The sequence below is a fragment of the Kosakonia sp. 1610 genome, assembly GCF_050435845.1.
GTDB classification, from domain to species: Bacteria; Pseudomonadota; Gammaproteobacteria; order Enterobacterales; family Enterobacteriaceae; genus Kosakonia; species Kosakonia cowanii.
This window is the reverse complement of the sequence record NZ_JBNDKZ010000007.1, coordinates 80,682-107,045: the sequence shown is the minus strand read 5'-3', so window position 1 is coordinate 107,045 and position 26,364 is coordinate 80,682. Positions and strand designations below refer to the sequence as shown.

Annotated in this window: 26 protein-coding genes; 16 read left to right on the top strand and 10 right to left on the bottom strand. The window is 57.7% G+C overall.

Translation table 11 applies throughout. The features are described from left to right. Positions 1 to 4: 4 nt before the first annotated feature. From flgE to flgB, 4 genes are read right to left on the bottom strand one after another with little or no spacing between them, the layout of a single operon-like run. A complete protein-coding gene (flgE, locus tag ABIC80_RS18015) occupies positions 5 to 1,204 on the bottom strand; it encodes a flagellar hook protein FlgE (RefSeq protein ID WP_429178069.1) in 1,200 nt (399 codons plus the stop codon). 45 nt (positions 1,205 to 1,249) lie between these two features. Then, positions 1,250 to 1,984, bottom strand: coding sequence for a flagellar hook assembly protein FlgD (locus tag ABIC80_RS18010; protein ID WP_200580987.1), 735 nt, complete (start codon positions 1,982 to 1,984; stop codon positions 1,250 to 1,252). Between the two features lie 10 nt (positions 1,985 to 1,994). Further along, positions 1,995 to 2,399 (bottom strand): flagellar basal body rod protein FlgC, encoded by a 405-nt coding sequence (flgC, locus tag ABIC80_RS18005; protein WP_042712495.1) that lies wholly within the window; start codon positions 2,397 to 2,399, stop codon positions 1,995 to 1,997. Positions 2,400 to 2,407: 8 nt separating this feature from the next. Further along, entirely contained in the window at positions 2,408 to 2,821 is a 414-nt protein-coding gene (flgB, locus tag ABIC80_RS18000; protein ID WP_042712496.1) for a flagellar basal body rod protein FlgB, read from the bottom strand. A gap of 280 nt (positions 2,822 to 3,101) precedes the next feature. On the opposite strand from flgB, the gene flgA reads away from it, so the two are divergent. The 3 genes from flgA to ABIC80_RS17985 all read left to right on the top strand — a co-directional run bounded on the left by flgA (position 3,102) and on the right by ABIC80_RS17985 (position 4,636). Beyond that, positions 3,102 to 3,806: a flagellar basal body P-ring formation chaperone FlgA gene (gene flgA / locus ABIC80_RS17995; protein ID WP_429178067.1), complete on the top strand. Its 705-nt coding sequence runs from the start codon at positions 3,102 to 3,104 to the stop codon at positions 3,804 to 3,806. A gap of 71 nt (positions 3,807 to 3,877) precedes the next feature. Next, complete coding sequence (flgM, locus tag ABIC80_RS17990) at positions 3,878 to 4,174, top strand: flagellar biosynthesis anti-sigma factor FlgM (protein ID WP_094421743.1); 297 nt, start codon at positions 3,878 to 3,880, stop codon at positions 4,172 to 4,174. Positions 4,175 to 4,192: 18 nt separating this feature from the next. Beyond that, the gene (locus ABIC80_RS17985) at positions 4,193 to 4,636 is read left to right on the top strand and encodes a flagella synthesis protein FlgN (protein ID WP_429178065.1); all 444 of its coding nucleotides are present in this window, start codon (positions 4,193 to 4,195) and stop codon (positions 4,634 to 4,636) included. Between the two features lie 854 nt (positions 4,637 to 5,490). Here the strand turns inward: ABIC80_RS17985 and ABIC80_RS17980 are convergent. Beyond that, the gene (locus tag ABIC80_RS17980; protein ID WP_429178063.1) at positions 5,491 to 7,149 is read right to left on the bottom strand and encodes an SgrR family transcriptional regulator; all 1,659 of its coding nucleotides are present in this window, start codon (positions 7,147 to 7,149) and stop codon (positions 5,491 to 5,493) included. Positions 7,150 to 7,365: 216 nt separating this feature from the next. Between ABIC80_RS17980 and ABIC80_RS17975 the strand changes: the two genes are divergently transcribed. From ABIC80_RS17975 to ABIC80_RS17960, 4 genes are read left to right on the top strand one after another with little or no spacing between them, the layout of a single operon-like run. Continuing rightward, positions 7,366 to 7,917: a peroxiredoxin gene (locus ABIC80_RS17975; RefSeq protein ID WP_042712503.1), complete on the top strand. Its 552-nt coding sequence runs from the start codon at positions 7,366 to 7,368 to the stop codon at positions 7,915 to 7,917. Positions 7,918 to 7,945: 28 nt separating this feature from the next. Beyond that, a complete protein-coding gene (locus tag ABIC80_RS17970; RefSeq protein WP_429178061.1) occupies positions 7,946 to 9,166 on the top strand; it encodes a protein-disulfide reductase DsbD family protein in 1,221 nt (406 codons plus the stop codon). Between the two features lie 8 nt (positions 9,167 to 9,174). After that, the gene (locus ABIC80_RS17965; protein ID WP_429178155.1) at positions 9,175 to 9,726 is read left to right on the top strand and encodes a sigma-70 family RNA polymerase sigma factor; all 552 of its coding nucleotides are present in this window, start codon (positions 9,175 to 9,177) and stop codon (positions 9,724 to 9,726) included. Continuing rightward, positions 9,713 to 10,345 (top strand): DUF1109 domain-containing protein, encoded by a 633-nt coding sequence (locus ABIC80_RS17960; protein ID WP_411201936.1) that lies wholly within the window; start codon positions 9,713 to 9,715, stop codon positions 10,343 to 10,345. The genes ABIC80_RS17965 and ABIC80_RS17960 overlap by 14 nt, the downstream gene beginning before the upstream one ends. Before the next feature lie 3 nt (positions 10,346 to 10,348). Here ABIC80_RS17960 and ABIC80_RS17955 read toward each other — a convergent pair whose 3' ends face one another. The 5 genes from ABIC80_RS17955 to ABIC80_RS17935 all read right to left on the bottom strand — a co-directional run bounded on the left by ABIC80_RS17955 (position 10,349) and on the right by ABIC80_RS17935 (position 15,397). Further along, entirely contained in the window at positions 10,349 to 11,419 is a 1,071-nt protein-coding gene (locus ABIC80_RS17955; RefSeq protein ID WP_042712509.1) for an ABC transporter ATP-binding protein, read from the bottom strand. Continuing rightward, positions 11,412 to 13,181, bottom strand: a complete 1,770-nt coding sequence (locus ABIC80_RS17950) for an ABC transporter permease (protein WP_054803948.1) — start codon at positions 13,179 to 13,181, stop codon at positions 11,412 to 11,414. Before ABIC80_RS17950 ends, ABIC80_RS17955 begins: the two co-directional genes overlap by 8 nt. 75 nt (positions 13,182 to 13,256) lie before the next feature. Further along, positions 13,257 to 14,345, bottom strand: a complete 1,089-nt coding sequence (locus ABIC80_RS17945; RefSeq protein WP_429178059.1) for an ABC transporter substrate-binding protein — start codon at positions 14,343 to 14,345, stop codon at positions 13,257 to 13,259. Between the two features lie 231 nt (positions 14,346 to 14,576). Next, complete coding sequence (locus ABIC80_RS17940) at positions 14,577 to 14,966, bottom strand: DUF3592 domain-containing protein (protein WP_200134572.1); 390 nt, start codon at positions 14,964 to 14,966, stop codon at positions 14,577 to 14,579. A 41-nt stretch (positions 14,967 to 15,007) separates the two neighbouring features. Further along, positions 15,008 to 15,397 carry a DUF3592 domain-containing protein gene (locus ABIC80_RS17935; RefSeq protein ID WP_200134571.1) on the bottom strand — a complete coding sequence of 130 codons (390 nt, stop codon included), beginning with the start codon at positions 15,395 to 15,397 and terminating at the stop codon, positions 15,008 to 15,010. 208 nt (positions 15,398 to 15,605) lie between these two features. Here ABIC80_RS17935 and ABIC80_RS17930 point away from each other — a divergent pair, with 208 nt between their 5' ends. From ABIC80_RS17930 to tcp, 9 genes are all read left to right on the top strand, one after another. Next, the gene (locus tag ABIC80_RS17930) at positions 15,606 to 16,532 is read left to right on the top strand and encodes an aminoimidazole riboside kinase (RefSeq protein ID WP_429178057.1); all 927 of its coding nucleotides are present in this window, start codon (positions 15,606 to 15,608) and stop codon (positions 16,530 to 16,532) included. 164 nt (positions 16,533 to 16,696) lie between these two features. Then, entirely contained in the window at positions 16,697 to 18,214 is a 1,518-nt protein-coding gene (locus ABIC80_RS17925; RefSeq protein ID WP_429178153.1) for a carbohydrate porin, read from the top strand. Positions 18,215 to 18,278: 64 nt separating this feature from the next. After that, entirely contained in the window at positions 18,279 to 19,649 is a 1,371-nt protein-coding gene (locus ABIC80_RS17920; RefSeq protein WP_429178055.1) for a sucrose-specific PTS transporter subunit IIBC, read from the top strand. After that, a complete protein-coding gene (locus ABIC80_RS17915) occupies positions 19,649 to 21,058 on the top strand; it encodes a sucrose-6-phosphate hydrolase (RefSeq protein ID WP_429178053.1) in 1,410 nt (469 codons plus the stop codon). The genes ABIC80_RS17920 and ABIC80_RS17915 overlap by 1 nt, the downstream gene beginning before the upstream one ends. A gap of 29 nt (positions 21,059 to 21,087) precedes the next feature. Beyond that, positions 21,088 to 22,095: a substrate-binding domain-containing protein gene (locus ABIC80_RS17910; RefSeq protein WP_023480517.1), complete on the top strand. Its 1,008-nt coding sequence runs from the start codon at positions 21,088 to 21,090 to the stop codon at positions 22,093 to 22,095. A gap of 140 nt (positions 22,096 to 22,235) precedes the next feature. After that, entirely contained in the window at positions 22,236 to 22,547 is a 312-nt protein-coding gene (locus tag ABIC80_RS17905) for an ArsR/SmtB family transcription factor (protein WP_124967471.1), read from the top strand. A gap of 2 nt (positions 22,548 to 22,549) precedes the next feature. Then, entirely contained in the window at positions 22,550 to 23,074 is a 525-nt protein-coding gene (locus tag ABIC80_RS17900; protein ID WP_429178051.1) for a rhodanese family protein, read from the top strand. A gap of 66 nt (positions 23,075 to 23,140) precedes the next feature. Beyond that, positions 23,141 to 24,565: a DNA cytosine methyltransferase gene (locus ABIC80_RS17895; protein WP_429178049.1), complete on the top strand. Its 1,425-nt coding sequence runs from the start codon at positions 23,141 to 23,143 to the stop codon at positions 24,563 to 24,565. A 113-nt stretch (positions 24,566 to 24,678) separates the two neighbouring features. Next, entirely contained in the window at positions 24,679 to 26,343 is a 1,665-nt protein-coding gene (tcp, locus tag ABIC80_RS17890; protein WP_429178047.1) for a methyl-accepting chemotaxis citrate transducer, read from the top strand. The last annotated feature ends 21 nt before the right edge of the window (positions 26,344 to 26,364 follow it).

Below are 26,364 nucleotides of genomic sequence, written 5' to 3'. Positions count from 1 at the left end.
GCCATTAACCCAGGTTAACCAGCGTCTGCAGCAGCTCAGACTGGGTTTTGATGGTTTGCGAGTTGGACTGGTAGTTACGCTGGTAAACGATCATGTTCACCATCTCTTTACTCAGATCCACATTGGAGGCTTCCAGCATGTTGCCGCGCAGCGAACCGAGGTTGCCGGTGTCGGCAATACCGGTTACCGGCTGCCCGGATTCCGGCGTCTCGGTCCAGCAGTTGTTACCTGCCGACTCCAGACCGCCCGGGTTGGTGAAGTTGCTCAGTACCACCTGGCCCAGCAGCTGGCTTTCGCCGTTGCTGTAGGAGGCGATGATCTGGCCGTTATCACCGACGGTGTAGCCGTTCATCAATCCCGGCGGATAACCGGTGGTGCTCGGGCTGTCCATGGTATTTTCAGATGCCTGCTGGCTGAGGCCAGAGAGATCGAGATTGAAATTGAGCGCCGCGCCGCCCTGGTAAGCCGCGCCGTCGACGGTCAGTTCAGCCGGGTTGGTGGTCAGCTTGCCGGAGGTATCAAACGTCAGGTTCACGGAGCTGGTGGTGCCCGGTGATGTAGAGTCCACCGAGTAAGCCGTCCACTGGTTATCCGCGGTTTTCACGTAGTAGACGTTAATCGTGTGCTCGTTACCGAGGCTGTCGTAGGCGTTCACCTGCGTGGAGTAGGTATAGGAGTCGCCATCCGTCGGATCGAACGGGGTCACGGAGACAACGTCGTTACCGGAGTCGAGGTTACCGGAGATAGAACCCGCGTCAGAGGCGCGCGCCGGCATCTGCCCGGTCGGGATCTGGATCGCGCCTACCGGTGCGCCCTGCTGGATCGCCGGCGGCGTGCCGGTGGCCATATAACCGGTCAGGCGCATGCCCTGGTTGTTGACCACATAACCGCTTTCATCGGTCTGGAACTGACCATTGCGGCTGTAAAATACACGCCCCGCTTCAGTCACCATGCGGAAGAAGCCGTTGCCCTGGATACCCATATCCAGCGCACTGCTGCCCGCGCCGAGTACGCCATCGCTGAAGTTCTGGTTTACACCAGCAACCTGTACGCCCATCCCCACCTGGGAGCCGGCGAAGACATCGGCGAATGCCACGGAGCCGGATTTAAAACCGACTGTCTGCGAGTTGGCGATGTTGTTACCAACCACATCTAACGCCTGCGATGAGGCGTTTAATCCACTAAGACCTTGAGAGAAACTCATTTGCTAAACGTCCTGTGCGCGTAGCGCGCAACTCTGAATGAAAAATTATTCAATAAGGTAAACTTCGCTGAGCGACGCGGTGCCATCGACGCCCAGTTGCAGCACAGCGCCTGAACTGGTGAAGGAGACGCTCTGCACTTTCGCCGGCTTCAGCGCGGTAATCGCTGGCGCGCTGCCGTCGGCATTGGTGGCGGTAAACGACACCGTAAAGCTGGTGTCCGCCTGGGTACGCGGGTCGCTCGGCTGGAAATCTTCAAAATCATCCAGCGTGTACTCATGCACGCCCGCTTCCACATTCTTCAGCTTCGCGTTGTAGGCGTTACCGGCCGCATCGGTGAGCGTGACGGTGACTTCATCGGCGGCGCTGTCCAGCGACAGCCCCACTTTCTGGTTGCCATCGGTCGCGGTGGAGACCTTCGGATCGCCCTGAATCATGATGTCGCGGCCAACCCAGTCAGCGGAGTTCATCTGCTGCATGCTGGCCACCAGCGTGCCCATGCTGTTCATGGTGGTGTTGAGTTGTTCCACGCCCGCCGCCGTGTTGAACTGCGCCAGCTGAGCAGTCAGGTCGTTGTTATCCATCGGATCGGTCGGGTCCTGGTTCTGCATCTGCGCCACCAGCAGCGTCATAAAACTATCCAGCAGCTCATCCGCGGTGGAGCCGGTGCCGACACTCCCGGAACTGGAGCTCGTCGACGACGTGGAAGAAGTGGTGTTCGTCGTGGTTGACGTACTTTTTGTCGTCACGGCGCTTTGCGTCATGAGCGGTGAAACTGCCATCGTTTTCTCCTTACTGACCCAGCGTCAGCGTTTTCAGCATCAGACTCTTCGCCGAGTTCATCACTTCGACGTTGGCCTGGTAGCTGCGGGATGCCGAAATGGTGTTGACCATCTCACCCACTACATCGACGTTCGGCATATGCACATAGCCCTGCTCATCCGCCAGCGGATTAGCCGGTTCATACACCAGACGATCGGGCGCTTCGGATTCCGTCACGCCGCTGACTTTCACACCGCCAATCTCCTGACCGGCAGCGTTATCGACATTGAAAATAACCTGACGGGCGCGATAGGGTTTGCCATCCGGCCCGGCAACACTGTCGGCATTTGCCATATTACTGGCGCTGACGTTAAGTCGTTTTGACTGGGCGGTCATCGCCGACCCGGAAATATCGAAAATACTAAACAGCGACATGAAAATTATTAACCCTGGTTAATGACGCTCATTAAACCTTTAATTTGAGCGCCGAGGATGGTTAAGCTCGACTGATACTTAACATTGTTATCTGCAAAATTAACGCGCTCACGATCCATATCGACAGTATTACCATCCGCGCTTGGCTGATCCGGAATTCGGTAAAGTAACTGTTGATCGTTGGCTTTTGGCGCAACGCCGGGAATATGTTTCCCGGATGTTATAGCTAATGTTAATGGATGATTATTTCGCGTCTCCTGCGTCATCGCATTTTTCAACTCTTTTGAAAAATCAATGTCTCGCGCCTGGTAGCCCGGCGTGTCGGCATTCGCGATATTGGAGGCTAAAATATCCTGCCGCCGTGACATCAGGCTTAATGCCTGCTGCTGGAAACGCAATTCATTATCAAGTTTATCAAACATGAAATGACTCGCCTGCTTCGCTAATTGATTACGGAGCATAGTCTAAGAGACAACCTAATAAATCTATACCTTAAACATCTGACAGAAATAAGCGCATTTAAATACTTCATTACGCGCATCGATTTCTAAATAGTGTTTTTATACACACTCTGAAACAGCAAATCGGCAATATACAAACAGAACTGCGCGCATTTACGCGATAAACAAATTACCGTCCTGGATTACAATTAAAGTAATCGTAATATCCGCCTTCCTCTATTTATATATAAGGTTGTTCTAAATGCTGCACACGCTATTAAGGCCGCTCTGCCTGCTGCTGCTCTGCTGCGCCGTCACGCTTCCCGTCCGGGCAGCGAAAGCACCCGACGGCGGGCTTGCGTCGCGCATTGCCGGACTGCTGGCCGCTAATCATCACGCATCAGAGGAAAACGCGCCGCAGCTGCGCATTCGCATTCTTACCCCGGCCACAAAACTTGCCGCCCTGTGTGAAAAGCCTGATTTGCGTCTTTCCGGCCATCCGGTGCGTTTGACCGGTAACCGTAGCGTGATCGCTAAATGCGGCAGGAAACAGCACTTTATTCAGGTGAATGTGAGCGCCAGCGGGCGCTACTGGATCACCGCCCGCCTGCTTAAACCGGGGCAAACCATTGGCCCGCGTGATATTCAACCCCTTAGCGGCGAGCTGGATAAGCTGCCCGCCGGGCTGCTGTTAGATGCCAGTAAGATCGTGGGCCGCACGCCGACACGCACCCTGCACCCCGGTCAGCCACTGACGGAAAATCAGCTGCGTCAGCGCTGGCTGGTGGTGGCCAATCAGGAGGTGGAGGTTGTCGCTCCCGGTGATGGTTTTTTGATTCACGCCAAAGGCAAGGCGTTGAACAATGCGGCGCGAAATGAACGGGTACGGCTACAGACGCGCAGTGGCCGCATCGTGGCGGCAACCGCGGTTTCAGAAGGGACAGTAAGCATCAACATCGATAACTGATTTCAGTTTTATTTTGCCTGGGCCGATATCTTTATTACAGGCCACACATAAAAGATATCACCAGGACACTTATGAACATTGAACGCACCAGTCAAGCACGCGCAATCCAGGCGACCACCGCACAACAGCAGGGCGAGCCGCGCGCAAAGTATGACGATATGGGCACAGCGGCGGCATCTGACGATCGGGCAAACGGTACTCAGGTCAAGCTGAGCCAATTGATGCAGCACGTTAAAGCTGACAGTAGCCGTGATATCGATACCGCACGTGTTGCTGAAGTTAAGGCGAAGATGGAAGCGGGCGAGTTAACGCTGGACAGCGACAAGATTGCCAGCGCACTGGTCCGCGACATCTTTCAGTTCTCATAAACCTGACGAATAGTAGAGATGGAAAATTTATCCGTAATATTGAAAAAACTCACCGGCCTGCTGGAGGAGCTGGAGAGCACGCTGGTGGAAGAGAATGGGCAGCTAAGCCGGGCGCAGATCAACCCGATTTCGCTGCAAATTATCTCTGACAATAAAAGCCGCCTGCTTGCCGCCATCAACTTTTATGATGAGCAGCGCAAGCAGGAGGAGAACCAGCAGAGTATCGCGTCACCGTATAGCCATAAACCGCAGCTGGCGGCGCTGTGGAGGGGCATTACTTTAGTGGTGAAAAAATCGAGCGAGCTGAACCAGAAGAATTATCAACTGCTGGAGATGCATATGAAGAAGGTTAACGATGTTAAGCAGATCGTCAGCCGGGCGACCTCAACGACGCAACTCTATGGGCAGAGCGGCAATCACAGCAATGATGGTTCCGGCAATGTCTATCGCATCTCGGTATAGCGCATATCACCCTCACAACGGCTTTCAGGCGCTTGCCTCGCTACCTGCACCGGAAATAAACACCACGCGGTTTCATTTCCGGTGCTCTCAAGCCAGCATTTTCAACTGCACGCTTTTTACTCATTCTCTATTGCGAAAATTGCAACCCCTTTTTTACGTCACCCCGCGCCATTCAACGCTTCGCGCTGATTTACCAAGGCAGATGTTTCTAAATGTTTCTTAAAAATCACCCCCTGAAATGCCCCTCTGCGCAGGAAAAAACAAAAGCGCTGATTTTGATCCCTTTTTTCCGGTTAAAAAAACTGTACGGCTACGTGGTTGCAGTAGATTAATTGCCACACTTTCTCCATTGAAAAGGGTCGAAAAACTCCTTCTATAAATTTGACGAAACAAAACAAAAAAAGGCTGTTTACGCCCTGGCGTGAAATCGTGAAAATACATCCACGCACTGCATCATGACGTTTTACCGGTAATACGAAATGATGGCTCTGTGAAAATTCCCTCTCGAAAAGGCCCATTTTTCCAGTTGCCTTATGCCGGGAAGGTCGGTGACCAAACTCTATTACTGACTTTTATTACCAGTAGTGAGCTGTCATATGTGATGTATAACCACTCTTTTCGATAGCCACCTTCGGGTGGCTTTTTTTTGCTTATTTTTCATGTGATTAAATTTAAAGAAAGAAAAAAGGTTATTAACAATAGCGTTAACCCGGCATGGGCCCGGCTTAAAAAACGCTGCCAAACCGCTATTACCATAAATAAACGTAAGCGTAGCGCTTCGCTAAATTACCGCTTCGTTTTACCGCCCGGCTTATTTCCCCTGTGCATTATCCGTTAATGGATATGCTGCGAATTTACTCGCCATCGACCTCTTTATTAAGCGTTGTTCCCCCCTCCTCTTCCCGTTCATCGGTCCAGATACGGCTGTAGTCGGGCCAGGCCTGCGAATAACACGCAATATTTTTGATGCACACGGGGGTGGTCAGGCGATAACGCTGGGCACAGAGCGGCACCACAAAATAGTGGGTTTTGAGAAAGCGCATCAGCCGCCGGATGCGCGCGCCGTGACGCGCCGCCGGCCCGGCATTGATGCGATCGAGCAGTTGCACGCCGCGCAGCCACTGGGCATGCCCCCAGAACCAGGTCCACATCTCGCTATGGCGATAGCGCTCCTCCAGGCTAAAGGTTTCATGCTGGTCAAAGCGCAGAAAGCCGAGACAGAGATCCTCCTCTTCCCAGCGCTGGTTGGGCAGTAACCAGTGCGAAACGCTGATCGGGTTGGTGTTAACCGTACAGCCGCGGTAGCGCAGGCTTTTGATCAACTCGTCCACCAGCTTTTTCATCTCGGTAGATCGAAAGTAGGTGATATTGAGCGTGGCGGGCAGCAGCGCCTGGGCCACTGGCTCTGTTGGCGGCAGTAACCACTCCGGCAGCGGTGCCAGCGTCTCTTCCCGCTCCATCATCGCGCGGGCGAGCGACTGCGCAATCTGGCGGATCACCGCCTGCTGGGCGAGGCTCAGGCGACCGCGCCGTTGATTAAAGGTGACATAGTAAAACGCATCGCTACTTTCGCGGACGATCATCGGCTCGGGGGATAGATGTGAGCGAGGGGTATCGAGGCGTACCAGCGCTGGCGAGGGGGTGGCGGCCAGCGGCGTGTTGTAGACAATCTCGCTCGCCTGCGGCATTTCACCATGCCAGCCGGGCGCGCGGGTGAGGGTCATCTGCGCATCGGAATGTCTGCCAAGCTGAAAAGGCCCGAGGCCGACCACGCCATTTTCCGGGTGTGCCAGCGCATAGACCGGGCTTGCCAGCCGATAGAGCAGCATCGCGTCCGGTTGGCTGAGGTGCATGATCAACACATAATCCTGCACAATCACATCCGTTACGTGGGGTAAGCCAGGCCCGCCCGCGTAACGCTGAAGCGTGGTCTGCAACTGCACAGGATCTAACGCCTCGCCGTTGTGCCACACCAGCCCGCGACGCAGCATAAAGTGCCAGCTCAGCCCATCGTCACTGACCCGAATGGTGTGGGCGAGACAGGGAACCGGTTCGGCCTGCTCCGGCAGATGGCGCGTCAGCCCGGCATGCACCATTTGTAGAATATGCCGCCCGGCGCGATCGGTATGAATAGAGGGCACGGGTGCCTGTAGCGGGCGATAGAAAGAGATGTGATAGTGAAAGCCGTCGCGGGAGTAACAGGTTCCGTGATTTTCCGGCACGCTTTTCGCCTCTGCCGCAGGGGTATTACTGCCAAGCATATTTTCCAGCGCTGCCACGCTCATCTGGCACTGCAACACGCCGAGCGCGCCGCGCCCCGGTCTGGAGCGCCAGATGAGCCACCCCTCCTCCTGCATCTCTTGCAGCAGGGAGCGCGCATAGCGCGCCGTGCAGGCTAAGGTGTCGGCGATTTGCGCCAGGGATAACTCATGTCGGTGCGTACTGTATTTCGCCAGCAGCCGGTTATAACGGCGCAGCAGGCTACCCTTCTCAATAGCGGAGTAATAAACCATTGGTTATTCACCATGATAAACAGATGACGCAAGGGGATTCGATACGATGGAGAGTGCAGTAGTGAATATAGCATATTAGATAAATCTTATGATTCCGCCCGCCTTCGGCGGCGCGCTATGAGATTTTTCACTTTTTTTTCGCTGCCCGCGAAACCTTTTCCTCTGCGCCAGCGAACTGTAGATGAACGCACACTTAATGTTGACCTGGAGCGCATGATGACCCCGATGAAAAAACTCTTTTTGAGCCTCTCTGCCGCAGCCCTGCTGAATGTTGCCAGCGCCCAGGCGGCGCTGCCCACCGGTTCGCAGGCACCTGATTTCCAGTTACAGGGCGCGCTGGCGGGAAAACCGCTCACCTTCTCACTCAAGCAAGCGCTGCAAAAAGGGCCGGTGGTGCTCTACTTCTTCCCGGCGGCATTCAGTAAAGGGTGCACCATTGAAGCCCACGCCTTTGCCGAAGCGACGGACGATTTTAAAAAGCTCGGCGCGACGGTGATTGGCGTTACCGCCGGTAATACCGATCAGGTGGATGCCTTCTCGAAAGAGGAGTGCCGCGATAAATTTACCGTTGCCGCCGATCCGGGCGCAAAAGTGGCGGCGCAGTACGACACGCTGATGGAGATGAAGGGCAAAACCCTCTCCGATCGTACCTCTTACGTTATCGCGCCGGACGGCAAGATCCTGCTGAGCTACACTGACAGAAACCCGGAAACGCATATCCAGAAAACGATGGACGCGGTGAAACAGTATGCGAAATCCCATTCGTAACTAACCCTTTTTCCGGCAGAGAATCACTATGTTAACCGCCATGCTCGCCGCCTTTGCAGGCGGCATTATTCTCAACTTTATGCCCTGCGTGTTTCCGATTATCTCGCTGAAAGCGCTGGGCCTCCTGCGTCATACCGGGGATCTAGCGCAGACGCGCCGCGAAGGGCTGGGTTTTTTGCTCGGTACGGTGGCGACCATGCTGATCCTCGCCGGGATCCTGCTTGCGCTACGCGCTGGCGGCAGCGCCGTTGGCTGGGGCTTTCAGCTGCAATCACCGCTGGTTATCGCCGCGCTGGCGCTGATTGTGCTGGCGGCAGCGCTTAACCTGCTCGGCGTGTTTGAAGTGGGCCTCTCCGTGCAGCGGGCCGGAGAGATCCACGTCGAACGCGGGGCGTTTGTCCGCGCGGCGTTGACCGGCGCGCTCTCTATTATTGTTGCTACCCCCTGCGCCGCACCGTTTATGGCGGGGGCCATTGGCTATGCACTGGTGCAGCCCCCCACCGTCGCGCTGGCGATCTTCTTCGCCCTCGCGCTCGGTTTTGCCGCACCGTTTAGCCTGATTTCGCTCTTCCCCGCTCTCGGCAAATGGCTGCCGCGACCCGGCGCGTGGATGAACACCCTGAAACACGGGCTGGCCTTTCCGATGTTTGGTGCCTTCGGCTGGCTGGTGTGGGTGCTGGCGCAGCAGGCGGGCACCACGGCGCTGGCGGCGATCATTGCCGCCTCGGTGGTGGTGAGCTTCGCCGCCTGGCTCTATGGCATGGCGCAGCAGCGTCGCTTCGCCGGGCGCGGCCATAAAGGGTTGTTCGCCGCCACCGCACTGCTGATCATCGCCGCCCTTGCCCCGCTACCCTCGGTGGTGAACAACGGCGCGGCACTGGCCTCGTCGCAGGTAGCGGAGACCAGCTGGTCGCCACAAAAAGTGGCGGAGAATCGCGGCCACGGGAAAGCGATTTTCGTCAACTTTACCGCCTCCTGGTGCATCACCTGCCAGGTGAATGAGAAGACCTCGCTCTCAACCGAGGCGGTCAAAACGGCGCTGGCGAAGAGCGGCACCCTCTACATGGTGGCGGACTCGACGAAATTTAATGCCGATATTGATGACGCGCTCAACGAGCTGGGCCAGGGCAGCCTGCCGCTCTATGTCGTCTACCCGGCGGATGGCAGCGCGCCGACCATCCTGCCGCAGGTGTTAACACCCACAATTGTGGTCAATGCCCTGAACGCAGCGAGCGGCAAAAAAACCTAAGGCGGATGATGGAAAAAGCGGAGGCAGCGCGGGAAGAGTGGCCGCATCTGATGGCCAGGGCGCAGGCTGGCGACAGCCAGGCCTACACCCGGCTGCTTAAAGCGCTGGTGCCGGTTATCCGCACGCTTGTGCGTAAGCAGGTAGCCGACGACGAGCTGGTCGAGGATGTGATTCAGGATGTGCTGCTGACCCTGCACCGGGTTCGCCACACCTACGATCCCGCTGCGCCCTTTTTACCGTGGCTGATGGCAATCGCTCATGCCCGCACGGTGGATGCGCTGCGAAAACGCGGCCGCCATCAACAGCGGGAGGTGGCGGACGAGCTGCTGCCTGAGCCGGTCGCAGACGCTCACCCAACTCTGCATGAAAAGGAGCTGGCGGCGCTGCTCGCCCGGTTACCCGCACGCCAGCGCCAGGTGATTGAGCATTTTCACCTGCGCGAAATGAGCCTTGCTGAAACCGCGACGCGGCACAACCTGACGGTCTCCGCCGTCAAATCGCTGCTGCATCGCGCCCTGAATAATCTTCGTCGGTTAGGAGCCCTTCATGGCCGATCATGAGTGGTTAATTGAGAAACTTGGTCGTTCGGCAGAGCCGGTAAAACGGCCCTGGCGCAGCGGCTGGCGGGTGGCAAGCTGGCTTGCCGTGGCATTGCCATGCGGGGTGATAGTCAGCCTGCTGTTAAACAGAACACAGACCGACTGGTCGCACGCAGGCGCTGCGTGGGCGATGCTGCAACTGCTGCTCACCTTTGCCACCGGCACGCTGGCGATCCGCAACGCCTTTCTGCTCAGTATTGCCGGGCAGCGTCCGCTCGGCTGGGGCTGGTTTGCGCCGCTGGTTGGCGTCTGGCTGGCAACAACGTTTTTGAATCTCCATCTGCATCGCGTTCCGGCAAGCGGCATGGTTGAGGGGCCAAACTGCTACCTCTTTATGCTGGCGGTGAGCGTGCCGATGGCGGCAATCGTGGTCGGCTACCTGCGCCGCACCCGCACGCTCTTTCCCGCCCGCAGCCTTGGCGCGGCGGGTGCAGGGGTCGCCTGTATGGCGCTGACCCTGCTCTCGCTCTGCCACCCGACGCACATCAGCGCGGCGGATCTGCTGATGCATATCGCTGCGGTGAGCACCATTGTGCTGCTCACCGTAGTGCTCGGTTACCGCTGGGTTTCGCTGCCGTAGCGGTCACTTTTTCGGGAAGATCCACAGCTGATCGGCAGGCAGCACCACGCGGTAGTTTTGCGCCGTGCGCGACTGGGTGCCGTAGACGCGCACCACATAGTCATCAACCGGAGTGCGGAAGAGATACTCCCAGCGGTCACCAAGGTACATGCTGGTGAGCATCGGCAGATCCAGCGAGTTATCCTGCGGCGTCTCGGTTAGCCGCAGGCTCTCCACGCGGATTACCGCCGTCGCCTCCTGCCCTACGCTAACGCCCGGCCCGGCAACACCCCACAGCGCCCACTGCGCCCCTTCAATGCGCGCGCGGCCGTTGGAGACTTCCGTCACCTTGCCATGCAGGCGGTTGTTGCTGCCCATAAACTCGGCGGTAAAGAGTGTTGAAGGTTTGCTGTACATCTCCTGCGGCGTGCCCTGCTGCTCAATCACCCCATTGTTGAGCAGCAAAATGCGGTCGGAAATCGCCATCGCCTCATTCTGATCGTGAGTCACCATCAGCGCCGACAGCCCGAGTTTGACGATCAACTCGCGCAGGAAGACACGCGCCTCTTCGCGCAGCTTGGCATCGAGGTTAGAGAGCGGTTCATCGAGCAGGATCACCGGCGGGTTATAGACCAGCGCGCGGCCAATGGCGACGCGCTGCTGCTGGCCGCCCGACAGCTGGTGAGGGTGGCGCTGGCCGAGCGCGCCAAGCCCGAGCTGATCGAGCACACTCTGCACCCGCTGGCTAATCTCATGAGCGGCGATTTTGCGCAGCTTCAGCGGGTAGGCGACATTCTCAAACACGGTTTTGTGCGGCCACAGGGCGTAGGACTGGAACACTAGCCCGAGGTTACGCTCCTCCGCCGGCACTTCGCTGCGCGGTGTGCCATCGTAAACCACATTTTTGCCAATGGTGATGCGCCCCTGGGTGGGCTTCTCCAGCCCGGCGACGGCGCGCAGTAGCGTGGTTTTCCCGCTGCCGGAGGGGCCAAGCAGCGAGACCACTTCGCCACGTTTGAGATCCATCGACACGCCCTTTAACACCGGGTTGTCGCCGTAGGTCAGGTGTAAGTTCTCTACCGTTAGCTCAATCATGTAATTTCACTCCAAAACGCAGGGCCACACCAAGACCGATGACCACCAGCAAAATATTGATAAACGAGAGGGCCGCGACAATATCGATAGCGCCCGCCGCCCACAGCGACACCAGCATCGAGCCGATGGTTTCCGTGCCGGGCGAGAGCAGATACACCCCGGTGGAGTATTCGCGCTCAAAGATCAAAAACATCAGCAGCCAGGAGCCGATCAGGCCATAGCGCGACAGCGGCACCGTCACATGGCGGGTCACCTGACCCGGTGTTGCGCCAGTGCTGCGCGCCGCCTCTTCCAGCTCCGGGCCGACTTGCAGCAACGTCGAGGAGATAAGGCGCAGGCCATAAGCCATCCACACTACGGTGTAGGCCAGCCAGACGCTGAAGATGGTGTTGCGCAGCGAGCGCAGCCAGACAATCAGGTTGTCACGCAGCCACTCAGAGACCGGCAGCCCCGACAGCCAGCCGTTTTTCAGGGATTGATCGAGCCACATCGGTAAGAAGAGGAAGACCCACAAAAAAGCGAGACCGGCGAGCAGACCCGGCACCGCGCGCGGCACCAGCACGCTGTAGTCGAGGAAGCGGGTGACGTTATCCTGCTTGCGGTGCATCGCGATGCCGACAAACAGATAGCAGATCACCGCCAGCGCGCCGCCGAAGACGCCAATCGCCATCGAGTTGACGATCGCCCGCAGCAAGTTCGGCTGCTGCCAGATATTGCGGAAGGTCTCCAGCGAGACGTTATCCCACAGCGGCACGCCAACCCCCCAGTGGGAGATAAAGGCGCGCAGCACCACGCCCAGCAGCGGCACGCCGATAGTGACCGTCAGCCACGCCACTACCACCGCACCTGCCACCCAGCGCCATTTGCCCAGCGGCAGCGCGCGCGCCTGCGACGCTTTGCCTTTCATGGTGACAAAGCGGTTCGCGGTACGCATTAAGCGGCGTTGCAGCATCACCAGCGGAATGGTGATGCAGATCAGCACCACCGCCACGGCGGCCATCAGGTGATAAGAGGGCGTGCCGAGCTTGTTGGTCAACTTATAGAGATAGGTCGCCAGCACCATGTTGCCTTCAGGATCGCCGAGCACCAGCATCAGGCCGAACACCTCCAGCCCGAGAAAAAAGAGCAGTACGCAGGCATAAAGGATTGAGGGGCGCACCATCGGCAGGCTAACGGAGGTCATCACCTGTAAAGGCGAGGCTCCCACCGTGCGCGCGGCCTCCTCGACATCTGAACCAACGCTGCGCAGCGCCGACGAGATATAGAGATAGGCGTGCGGAACGTGCGTCAGCCCGGCGATCACCACAATGCTGAACATCGAGTAGATATTCCACGGCACAAACCCCAGCAGCTGTTGCGCCCACTGCGACAAGAAGCCCACCGGCCCGGCAGAGACGACATAGCCAAAGCCAAGCACCATCGGCGAGACGAAAATGGGCACCAGGATCAGCGGCTCAATAAAGCGCCGTCCCGGCAGATCGGTACGCACCATCAAGAAGGCGAGAATGCCGCCGAGCGGAATGGCAATAAACACCAGCCCAAAGGCGAGAATAAAGCCGGACTTTAAGGCGAGGTAAAAATCGGGGTCGGTGAAGATAAAGGCGAAGGATTCGAGGCTCAGCTCCTTACTGCGGGAGAAGAAAGGCGCTGAAAGAAAACTCTGTACGACGATAAATAATAACGGAACGTAGATCACCAGGGCGGTAATCAGGACCGTTACGCCGCGCGGTAACCCTTGCCATTTTCTGCGCACGATATTCATAGAAAATCCCTGTGGTCAGAAGATGAGAGTGAAAGGGTTGTGCGCGGACAGCGCCGCACACAACCGGCAACGCCTCTATTTCCCGGCGGCGGTGCGCCACTGTTTAATAAATTCGAGACGCTTTTTCGGCTCCAGATACTCAAGCAGCGACTCATCAACCGGGATCGGTTTCAGCGCATCGCCGAGCAGTTTGGTCATGCCGTCGATATCATTGTTGCCTTCGATATCGTTACGCAGGGAGGGGATATCCGCCTGGCTTGCGAGAATGCTCTGCCCTTTTTCCGACAGCACATAGTCAAACCACAACTTCGCCGCGTTGCTGTGCTCCGCTTCGGCACTGATAAAGGAGACGCGCGACAGCACCAGCACATAATCTTTCGGGTAGGAGACGCCTAAGGATTTATCCGCTTTCGCACGCGCTTCGGCATAGGAGCCGAGGATGTTGTAGCCGACCAGGTTTTCACCGGAGGAGACGCGCTCCATCATGGTGCCGGTGGAGGATTGCACCGTCAGGCCGCCTTTGGCGATATCCGCAAGATGGGTGAAATACTCTTTGTCGTGCTTGCTGTCTTCAACGGCGAGCATAAAGCCGAGCCCCGATTTTTCGATATCGTAGGTGGTCACTTTGCTCTTGAACTTATCGGTCTGGCTGGCAATCAGCTTCGCCAGTGCGGTGTGGGAATCCGGGACGTCGCCCTGTGGGATCAGGCGTTTGTTATAGATAAAGACCACTGGCTCGTAGGTGGTACCGTAGGCTTTGTTTTTCCAGACCGCCCATTTCGGCAGTTTGCTCTGTTCGGGGGAGGCGTACTCATCGGCGTACTCAGTCGCCAGCTTCAGCGCGGTGTCCATCGACGAACTCCAGACTACATCGCCGCTGCCGCCGCCGGAGGCCTGCTCGCTGAGATAACGGTTATACAGCTCGGTGCTGTTCATATCGTTATATTCAACTTTGATACCGGGATATTGCGCTTCAAACCCTTTGATCAGCGGGCCAGCGGCTTTGGTGTCGGTCGTTGAGTAGACCACCACTTTGCCCTCTTTGGTGCCGGCATCGACGATTTTCTGATAATCCGCCGGGTAGCCCGCAGGGACAGCTGCGAGAGCGGCAGAGGAAAACAGAGCCGCAACTACGCCCGCCAGTACGCTTTTTTTCATCTCCATGAACAAACCCCTATTTATCATTTTGTAAACACAAATTTAACATATAGCGCCTTAGCCACCCGATGCAACGCGGCAGGGCCTTTTTTGCGGGTTTTGTGACATTGAAGGGATTTAAGCCAATTACGCCGTTATTTTACCGAGAGTTAGCGGCATTTTATTCAGAACGGCGTTTTGCTCAGGATGAAAAATGGCGGGGAAAAGAGGTAAGAGTTGTTTACGCTTTTTAACAAATTAATCGCCAAGGATAAGGGGGCGATCGTTCGGGTAAAGCGCTATGCGCTGCGGATTTTGGGGATCATATTTCAGCGCTACGCCGTTTCCAGGCGCGTATCGCATAAAACCATCCATATCTAACGGCCTCTCAAGACTCGCCTGAACGTCAACGCCTTCCCGTGTTTTGAATGCGAAAGTGAGCTGATAAACCGGCATTTCGCCATCAATGAGATCGGTTTTGCGGCGATGGATGATATCCGCATTCACGCCAATACCTGTTTTGCGCACCGCAGACTCCATTCTGAACTGGCGAATGCCGGGCATTATCATCGTCCAGGCTAAGCGCAGCATGCCCACCGCAACCAAAAAGAAAAAAAGGTAGGCCAGGTAGATCCATTCAAACGACATATTCTTTTCTCAACTTTTATCTCGAGGGGCGTTAGCGTCTGTTAATCACCCAAAATGAGTGGTTTGTCATTATCGTCCATCGCAATGCGCTTTGGGTTCTTAGGATCATATTTCAGCGTCGCGCCGTTGCCAGGGGCATAACGCATAACGCCTTCGGCATCGAGTGAACGCCGCAAAGTCGACTCAACTTCGACACCTTCAAGGGTTTTGAATTTGAACGTCAGCCTGTAAACGGGAATGTTAGCGTCAAATAACCCTGTCCGGCTGCGCGCGATGATATCAGCATTAACGGCAATACCCGTTTTCCAGACTTTTGCTTCAACAAGCATCTGTCGTATGTACGAGCCAAAAGAGGCATAAATATCTTTAAGCACCCATACCAGAAACAGAAAGCTGAAAAGAAAGATCAGGTATATCCATTTAAATTCCATAAAAACCTTCCTTTTAGACAGAACCTATTAAAGTCGTGCAATTCTGGCAAAACGAATGGATGTTAAGCATAAACGTTCTCAGCCCTAATCCAATCAAATTCGTTTTCTCACTAATCGTGGTTTGATCACGCAATAAACCCACCAACAGTGTTGAACAGCTAAACCGGTTTAGTTAATGTTTAGCGGTACTCATTATCGGGAGAAAATCATGTCAGCTCGAGTCTGGTGTCTGGGTGACGCCGTGGTGGATCTATTGCCGCAGGGCGATGCCTGCCTGATGCAGTGCCCCGGCGGCGCGCCGGCCAACGTCGCGGTCGGCATTGCGCGCTTACAGGGGAATAGCGGTTTTATCGGTCGCGTTGGCGACGATCCCTTCGGCCACTTTATGCGCCAGACGCTGGCGAAAGAGCAGGTCGACACCGCTTTTATGCGTGCCGATGCGCAGCACCGCACCTCAACCGTGGTGGTGGCGCTCGATGAAGAGGGTGAGCGCTCATTTACTTTTATGGTACGCCCGAGCGCCGACCTGTTCCTGGCAGAAACGGATCTGCCGCCGTTTGCCCGCGGCGAATGGCTGCACTGCTGCTCGATTGCGCTGGCGGCTGAGCCTTCGCGCTCCACCACTTTCAGCGCCATGGAGCGGGTGCGCAGCGCGGGCGGGTTTGTCAGCTTCGACCCCAATATTCGCCACGATTTGTGGGCCGACAGCGCCCAGCTTCGCCACTGCATTGAGCGCGGGCTGGTGCTGGCAGATGTAGTGAAACTCTCGGAAGAGGAGTTGGCGTTTATCGCCGACGCGCCCGCTGAGGAGGTGAGCCTGCCTGAGCTGGCGGCGCGTTACGGCATCACCCTGCTGTTGGTCACCCAGGGCAAAGCCGGGGTGAAAGCCTGCCTGAACGGCAAGTGCTACCACTACCCGACGCTGCCGGTGATAAGCGTGGACACCACCGGTGCGGGCGACGCCTTTGTCGCCGGTCTGCTGTGGGGGCTGGCGCAGCACGGCCTGCCCGATAGCGAACCGCAGTTAGCCGCGCGGCTGGCGAGCGCGCAGATCTGTGGCGCGCTGGCAACCACCGCTAAAGGCGCAATGACCGCCCTGCCCTGGCGCCACCAGCTCGAGGAGCAACTCGCCTGACACCTGCGGGCTTACGTCTCGTTTTGCGAGCCGTCTCACATTCACTAAACCGGTTTAGCTAATTTCATTGCGTCCTGAAATTATGCGCGATTATGATTCGACACCTAAACCGGTTTAGCAAAAATAACTCTGTGATGATGGCTCTTCCTTAGGGATGCAAAATGATGAAAAAAAGCACGCTCGCCATAACCCTTGGTCTTATTCTCAGCGCGGGAGCGGCACAGGCCGCCGACCCGAGCATGAGCAGCATTGAAGCCCGTCTTGCCGCGCTGGAGCAGCGTTTACAGGCCGCCGAACAGCGCGCTAATGCCGCCGAAAGCCGCGCGCAGGCTGCGGAAAAACAGGCCCAGCAGTTAGCGGCCGCACAGCAAAAAACTGACACTACCACCACGCAGGTTGAGCAGCGCACCGCCAAACTGGAGCAGAAAGCCAGCGATGAAGGCGGCTTTGAGTTTCACGGCTATGCCCGCTCCGGCCTGCTGATGAGCGATTCGGCGAGCAAAACTCAGGGCGGCCCGACCGTCACGCCAGCCGGTGAGACCGGCGGTCATGTAGGTCGTCTGGGTAACGAACCGGATACCTATGTCGAGATGAACCTCGAACATAAACAGACCCTTACCAATGGCGCGACCACCCGCTTTAAAGTGATGCTCGCCGACGGCCAGCGCACCTATAACGACTGGACCGCCTCCAGCAGCGATCTCAACCTGCGCCAGGCCTTTACGGAGATCGGCCATCTGCCGAGCTTTAGCGGCGCGTTCAAAGACTCCACCGTCTGGGCGGGGAAACGCTTCGACCGCGATAACTTTGATATCCACTGGATCGACTCCGATGTGGTATTCCTCGCCGGGACCGGTGCCGGGGTATACGACATGAAGTGGAGCGACAAGGCGCGCAGCAACCTCTCCCTCTATGGCCGCACCTTTGGCGATATCGAAAACAGCGAGAACACCGCGCAGAACTACATCCTCTCCCTGAACAACTACTACGGCCCGGTGCAGCTGATGGTCAGCGGCATGCGCGCGAAGGATAATGACGACCGCCTCGATCTGGAAGGCAATAAAGTGAAGAGCGACGCGGCGGACAACGGTGTTCACGCCCTGCTCGGCCTGCATAACGACAGCTTCTACGGCCTGCGTGAAGGTTCAGCAAAAACTGCGCTGCTCTACGGTCACGGCCTCGGTGCGGAGGTGAAAGCCATCGGCTCCGACGGCGCGCTGCTGTCGCAGGCCGATACCTGGCGTCTGGCGAGCTACGGCATCACGCCGCTCGGCGGCGGCTGGCACATTGCCCCGGCGGTGCTGGCGCAGAGCAGTAAAGATCGTTACGTCAAAGGCGACAGCTACCAGTGGGCGACCGCCAACGTGCGCCTGATTCAGGGGCTGACGGAAAACTTTGAAATGCAGTATGAAGGGACGTATCAGTACATGGATCTGCGCCCGGAAGGGTACAACAGCCGCAATAACGTGAGCGGCAGCTTCTACAAACTGACCGTTGCGCCAACGCTGAAAGCGGGCGATGTCGGCGAGTTCCTGAAACGCCCGGAAATCCGCCTGTTTGCCACCTGGATGGACTGGGATCACCGGCTGGATAACTACGCCGGTGACGACGCCTTCGGCAGCGCTGGCTTCAAGGCCGGCGGCGAGTGGAACTTCGGCGTACAGATGGAAACCTGGTTCTGATAGCGCGGCCCCTGCGGGGGCCGTTTGCGTAGCTTGAAAGCCTAAAAACAAGACAGAGGTTGTTATGGATTTTGCACAAATTTCCCGCTCGCTGCTCCCCTTGCTCGGCGGCAAAGAGAATATCGCCAGCGCCGCGCACTGTGCGACGCGCCTGCGCCTGGTGCTGGTGGACGACGCGAAAGCAGACACCGCCGCGATTGGCAAAATCGACGGTGTGAAAGGCTGTTTTCGTAACGCCGGGCAGTTACAAGTCATCTTCGGCACCGGGGTGGTGAACAAAGTCTACGCCGCGTTTATTACCGAGGCGGGGATCAGCGAGTCGAGCAAATCGCAAGCGGCGGATATCGCTGCGCGCAAGCTGAACCCGTTCCAGCGCATCGCCCGTTTGCTGTCGAACATCTTCGTGCCGATCATTCCGGCAATTGTTGCGTCGGGTCTGCTGATGGGCCTGCTGGGGATGGTGAAAACCTACGGCTGGGTCAACCCGGATAACGCGCTCTATATCATGCTCGACATGTTCAGCTCGGCGGCGTTTATCATTCTGCCGATCCTGATTGGCTTTACCGCCGCGCGCGAGTTTGGCGGCAACCCCTATCTTGGCGCAACGCTTGGCGGCATCCTCACCCACCCGGCGCTGACCAACGCCTGGGGCGTGGCGGCGGGTTTCCACACCATGAACTTCTTCGGCATCGAAGTGGCGATGATTGGCTACCAGGGAACGGTCTTCCCGGTGCTGCTGGCGGTGTGGTTTATGAGCATACTGGAAAAACAGCTGCGCCGGGTGATCCCGGACGCGCTGGATCTGATCCTCACCCCGTTCCTGACGGTGATTATCTCCGGCTTTATCGCCATGCTGATTATCGGCCCGGCGGGTCGCGCGCTGGGCGACGGCATCTCGTTTGTGCTCAGCACGCTGATTGCCCACGCGGGCTGGCTGGCGGGGCTGCTGTTTGGCGGGCTCTACTCGGTGATTGTGATTACCGGCGTGCACCACAGCTTCCACGCTATTGAGGCCGGGCTGCTCGGTAACCCGTCAATTGGCGTTAACTTCCTGCTGCCGATCTGGGCGATGGCTAACTTTGCGCAGGGCGGTGCCTGCCTGGCGGTGTGGTTTAAAACCAAAGACGCCAAAATCAAAGCGATTACCCTGCCCTCGGCCTTCTCGGCGATGCTCGGCATTACCGAAGCGGCGATTTTCGGTATCAACCTGCGCTTTATGAAGCCGTTTATCGCCGGGTTGATTGGCGGTGCGGTCGGCGGCGCGTGGGTGGTGTCGATGCATGTCTATATGACGGCGGTGGGCCTCACCGGGCTGCCGGGTCTGGCGATCGTGCAGGCCAGCTCGCTGCTTAACTATATTATCGGTATGGCTATCGCCTTTAGCGTCGCCTTCATTCTCTCCTTCTTGCTGAAATACAAAACGGACGCGGAATAATGGCATCTGACTCTCTGCTGCCCGCCATTTTACAGGCGGTGATGAAAGGCCAGCCGAAAGCGCTGAGCGACCCCTTCTACCCGAGCTGGCACCTGGCGCCGGTCACCGGGCTGCTCAACGATCCCAATGGATTTATCCAGATGGGCGGGCGTTACCACCTGTTTTATCAGTGGAACGCGCTGGGCTGCCAGCACAACCATAAATGCTGGGGGCACTGGAGCTCAGCGGATTTACTCCACTGGCAGCATGAGCCGATTGCGCTGATGCCCGACGAAGAGTATGACCGCAGCGGCTGCTACTCCGGTAGCGCCGTGGATAACGATGGCGTGCTGACGCTCTGCTACACCGGTAACGTCAAGTTTGACGACGGCACGCGCACCGCCTGGCAGTGTCTGGCGGTGCAGAACCGCGACGGCGGCTTCGACAAGCTTGGCCCGGCGATCCCGCTGCCAAACGGCTACACCGGACACGTGCGCGACCCGAAAGTGTGGCGACACGGCGACTTCTGGTACATGGTGCTTGGCGCGCAGGATCTCACCTTGCAGGGCAAAGTGCTGCTGCTGCGTTCGGAAAACCTGTGGAACTGGCAGAACCTCGGTGAGATCGCCGGTAGCGGCCTTAACGGGCTGGGCGATGCGGGCTATATGTGGGAGTGCCCGGATCTCTTTGCGCTGGGCGACAGCACCTATCTTATCTGCTGCCCGCAGGGAATTACGCGCGACGAGAAACGCTGGCTCAACACCCACCCGAGCGCCTATCTCAGCGGCGAGCTGGATTACAACAACGCGCAGTTCCGCCACGGCGAGTTTCACGAGCTTGACGCCGGGTTTGAGTTCTACGCGCCGCAAACCACGCAGAGCGAAGATGGCCGCCGTTTACTGGTTGGCTGGATGGGCGTGCCGGACGGGGAAGAGATGCGCCAGCCCACCGTCGCCAACGGCTGGATCCACCAGATGACCTGCCTGCGCCAATTAACCTCGCGCAACGGTAAGCTTTATCAACAGCCGGTTGTTGAGCTTCAGGCGTTACGCGGCGAAGAGCAGATCTTCAACGGTCAGGCCGACGCGCTATCGGCGCTGGATGCCGCGTCGCTGGAGCTGATTGTCGAGAGCGCAGGCGATCTCACGCTGAATTTCGCCGACACGCTGATCCTTGAGTGGAGCCAGAGTGAACTACGCCTCGCGCGCAGAAGCCTTGAGAGCGGCGAGTGGCACTACCGCTACTGGCAAGGCGCGGCGCACAAGTTGCAGATCCTCTGCGACCGCTCAAGTGTCGAGATCTTTATCAATGATGGTGAAGGGGTGATGAGCAGCCGCTACTTCCCGCAGCAGCCTGCGCGCTTAACGCTTACGGGTGACGCAGAAGTACGGGCGCGCTACTGGTCGTTACGAGCTTGCATGGTAGAATAAGCGCTTGTTTCCTTAAGCGATGCAAAACCGTGAGAAAACCTAAACGCGTTACCATCAGTGATATTGCCGCGCTGGCGGGGGTGTCAAAAGCCACCGCCAGCCTGGTGCTTAACGGCCGCGGCAAAGAGCTGCGCGTCGCCCAGGAGACGCGCGAGCGCGTGCAGGCGATTGCCCAGCAGCACCACTATCAGCCCAGTATTTACGCGCGCTTGCTGCGCGAAAACCGCAGCCATACGCTGGGGCTGGTGGTGCCAGAGATCATCAACTATGGTTTCGCCGTCTTCTCTCACGAACTGGAAAACCTCTGTCGCGAAGCGGGCCTGCAACTGCTTATCTCCTGCACCGATGAAAACGCCAGCCAGGAGACCGTGGTGGTCAATAACCTGGTGTCGCGCCAGGTCGATGGACTGATTGTCGCCTCCAGCATGTTGAACGATGCCGACTACGTAAAACTGAGCGAGCAGCTGCCGGTGGTGTTGTTTGACCGCCATATCAGCGACACCCAGCTGCCGCTGGTGATCACCGATTCACTGACGCCCACCGCCGAGCTGGTCGAGCGTCTGGCGCGCGCCAACCCGGACGAGATCTATTTTCTTGGCGGCCAGCCGCGCTTATCCCCGACCAAAGATCGTCTTGCAGGCTTTATGCAGGGGCTTGAACGCGCAGGCGTCACCCCGCGCCCGGAGTGGATCATTCACGGCAACTATCACCCGAGCAGCGGGTATGAGATGTTCGCCGCCCTCTGCGCGCGCCTCGGTCGCCCGCCGAAAGCGCTGTTTACCGCCGCCTGCGGGCTGCTGGAAGGGGTGCTGCGCTATATGAGCCAGCATCACCTGCTGGAGAGCGATATCCATATCGCCAGCTTCGACGATCACTATCTCTATGATTCGCTCTCGCTGCCCATCGATACCGTCGAGCAGAATATCCCGCGCCTGGCGCAGGACTGCTTCGAAATCATCACGCAGCTGGTGGACGGTAACGAGCCGACCACGCCACAGCGCATTCTCCCCGCCACGCTGCGCTGGCGTCATCCTTAACGCATCCCTCTGGCGCGATATGACCGCGCCACTCAGATAAGAATTTGCTTAGCGTATAAGCGCAACGGGAGCACGTTGCGCTTGCTTCTTTCCCATTTGTATTTTAGATTCTCCTAAATTTAGAAAAAGCTAAAATAAAAATGCCACCATCGAATATTACCCAGTTACAGAACCAGGCTGAGCAGGCCGCTGCGCTGCTGAAAGCGATGAGCCACCCGCGCCGGTTGCTGATTTTGTGCATGCTCTGCGATGCACCCGGCACCCATGCGGGCGAACTCTCGGCGTTGACCGGCCTTAGCCCGTCGGCCACCTCGCAGCACCTGACGCGCATGAAAGATGAGGGGCTGATTGAGAGCGTGCGTCAGGCGCAGCGCATCACCTACTTCATCAAAGATCCCGCCGTGAACCATATCGTCAACACACTTAAGGGTATCTACTGCCCGGAGGTCTGAATATGTCCTACACATCCATTTCCCCGCACGATGCGCGGATACAACAGCAGCAGGGCGTGCCGTTGATTGATATTCGCCAGCCGGATGAGTTTCGTCGTGAACATCTGCCCGATGCCCTCTCCCTGCCGCTGGACGATCTGCTGGGCGGTAAACGCCTGAGCGCTGAAGCCCCCGCGCAAACGGTGATTTTCCACTGCCAGTCCGGGATGCGTACCCAGAAAAACGTTGAGGCGTTGATCCAGGCTGCCGCGCCTGCGCAGGTGCTGTTGCTTGATGGTGGGCTGGCGAACTGGAAGCGCGCAGGCTTGCCGACGGTGCAGGATAAAGCGCAGCCGCGCCCGCTGATGCAGCAGGTGCAGATCGTTGCGGGCAGCCTGGTGCTGCTTGGCGTGGCGCTCGGCTATCTGCTCAATCCGGCCTTCTTTCTGCTCTCAGGCTTTGTCGGTGCAGGCTTATTGTTTGCCGGATTAAGCGGCTGGTGCGGCATGGCGTTGCTGCTGGCGAAGATGCCGTGGAACCGATCATGATGTGCGACATTTCTCCTCCGGGTCAAATGAGTGATATATTTCCCGGCCTACACCCAAGGAGACGCCATGGCGGAATTTGATTCACTCGCGCAGGAAGAGCTGGCGCAGGCAGAGGCTTTGCAGCAACAGGCACGGGATCGTGACCTGCTCAACCAGGTACTCGACATCTATGGTCAAAAGTATGTGGCGGAGCAGTTAAAGAAAGCGGGCAAATCGGAGTGGAGCCGTGAAGCGCTCAACCGCTGGGTTAACGGCAAAGGCGCGGCGAAAACCCTCACCGCCACCGAAGAGAAGCTGCTGCGCGAGCTGTTGCCCTCCCCGCCCGCGCACCATCCCCATTACCGTTTTCGCTTTATCGATCTCTTTGCCGGTATCGGCGGTATCCGCAGTGGGTTTGAAGCGATTGGCGGGCAGTGCGTCTTTACCAGCGAGTGGAACAAAAACGCGGTGCGCACCTATAAAGCCAACTGGTACAACGACAGCGCCACGCACACCTTTAATCAGGATATCCGCGAAGTGACGCTGAGCGGCAATCCCGCCATCTCTGAAGCGCAGGCTTACGCCCACATTGCGCAGCATATTCCCGAGCATGACGTCTTATTAGCCGGTTTCCCCTGCCAGCCCTTTAGCCTTGCGGGCGTCAGTAAAAAGAATGCCCTCGGGCGGGCGCACGGCTTTGAGTGCGAAGCGCAGGGAACGCTCTTTTTCGACGTCGCGCGGATTATCAAAGCCCGCCGCCCGGCGATTTTCGTGCTGGAGAACGTGAAAAACCTCAAGAGCCACGACAAAGGCAAAACCTTCAGCGTAATCATGAATACGCTTGATGAGCTGGGTTACGACGTCGCCGACGCGGAAGCCTCGGGCAAGAACGATCCGAAGATTATCGACGGCAAACACTTTCTGCCGCAGCACCGCGAGCGCATTGTGCTGGTCGGTTTTCGCCGCGACCTCGATCTCGCCGACGGCTTTACGCTGCGCGATATTGACCGCCTCTATCCGCAGCAGCGCCCGACCTTTGGCGAACTGCTGGAGCCGACCGTCGACAGCAAATATGTGCTCTCGCCCAAGCTGTGGGATTACCTCTATCGCTATGCGAAGAAGCACGCCGCCAAAGGCAACGGTTTCGGCTTCGGGCTGGTCGACCCAACGAATGCTGGCAGCGTGGCACGCACCCTGTCGGCGCGCTATCACAAAGATGGTTCGGAAATTCTTATCGATCGCGGCTGGGATAAAGCGCTGGGCGAGGCAGACTTTACCCATGCTGAGAACCAGGCTCGCCGCCCGCGTCGCCTGACGCCGCGCGAGTGCGCCCGCCTGATGGGTTTTGAGAAAGTGGGCGAAAAGCCGTTTCGCATCCCGGTTTCCGACACGCAGGCGTACCGCCAGTTCGGCAACTCGGTGGTGGTGCCGGTCTTTGCCGCGGTGGCAAAACTGCTGGCACCGCGCATCGATCTGGCGGTGAAACGACGCAAAGAGAAGAGCAATCTGTGACGCAGAATACACTTCACTCGGCCTGAGTGAAGTGTTTGATAAGCGATCGTAAAGTTAAGCCTGGCCAGGTCGATAATTCTTGAGCAATCCCGACTCTCTTACGGACTATGGCCATGCTCAAAAACATACGTGTTATCACCGGCATTATTATCGCCCTTTCGGTATTTTGCCTTCTTCAACTGGTCACCGGGGGTCTTTTTTACTCGGCGGTCAATAACGACCGGGTCAATTTCCAGAACACCGGCGTGCTGAATGCGCAGCAAGAAAACCTTGGCGACAGCGTGAATACGCTGATCAAAACCCGCGTTACCGTCACCCGCGTGGCGATCCGCTTCCTGAAAAACCAGCGCGATCCGGCTTCCCTCGCCAGTATCGAAAAGCTGCTCAACACCGCAACCGATTCCCTGCAGAAATCTGAAACCTATTTCAATAACTATAAAAGCACACCGCGCGTCGCCGGGCAGGATAGCGTCCTGGCGGACGACGTCGCGCAAAAGATCACTAAGATGCACGATGTGTTGCAGCAGTCGATCGCCTTCCTGCGCGCCAACAATTATGAAGCCTATGGCAACCTGGATGCGCAGCAGGCGCAGGATGATATGGATGCCAGCTACGCCAAATGGCGTACCGAAAACAACACCTTCTTGCAGGCAGCCGCGCAGCAGAACCAGCACAGCTTTACCAGCATGCAGTGGACGCTGGGGGTCATTCTGCTGGTGGTGATTGCGGTGATGGTGATGATCTGGCTCGGCCTGCAGCATCTGCTGCTGCGCCCGCTGCACAGCGTGATGAACCATATTCGCGCCATTGCTGGTGGTGATTTGACACAGTCCATTGCGGCGCAAGGGCGTAATGAGATGAGCCAACTGGCGGCCGGTCTGCATGAGATGCAATCTTCGCTGGTGAAAACCGTCAGCGCGGTGCGCAACAGTTCAGATTCGATCTATACCGGCGCCAGCGAAATCTCGACCGGCAATAACGATCTCTCTTCACGTACCGAGCAGCAGGCGGCGTCGCTGGAAGAGACCGCTGCCAGCATGGAGCAGCTGACCGCAACGGTGAAACAGAACACCGATAACGCCCGCCAGGCGTCGCAGCTGGCAAAAACCGCGTCTGACACCGCGGCACGCGGCGGCCAGGTGGTGAGCAATGTGGTGCGCACGATGAGCGAGATCTCCGACAGTTCCCAGCAGATCGCCCATATTACCAGCGTGATTGACGGCATTGCCTTCCAGACCAACATCCTGGCGCTGAACGCCGCCGTGGAAGCAGCGCGCGCGGGCGAACAGGGCCGTGGCTTTGCTGTGGTCGCAGGCGAAGTGCGCACGCTGGCAAGCCGCAGCGCGCAGGCGGCAAAAGAGATCAAAACGCTGATTGAAAACTCCGTAAACCGCGTCAACTCCGGCACCACGCTGGTGGCGGAAGCGGGCGATACGATGAAAGAGATCGTCAATGCCGTTACCCGCGTGACGGATATTATGGGCGAGATTGCTTCAGCATCCGATGAGCAGAGCAAAGGTATTGAGCAGGTGAGCCTGGCCGTGTCGCAGATGGATAGCGTCACCCAGCAGAACGCCTCGCTGGTGCAGGAGTCCGCCGCTGCGTCCGCGGCACTTGAAGAGCAGGCCGAGCAGTTGCGTCAGGCCGTTGCCGTGTTTCGCGTCAACGGGCACAGCGCACTGCTTAACGCCAGACCGGGTAAACCGAGCGCCGCGCCGCTGCGCCCGGTGGCTACCGCCAGCAGCGGCAGCGGTGACGGCAACTGGGAAACCTTCTGACAGCCACCCGCGCGATGAAGC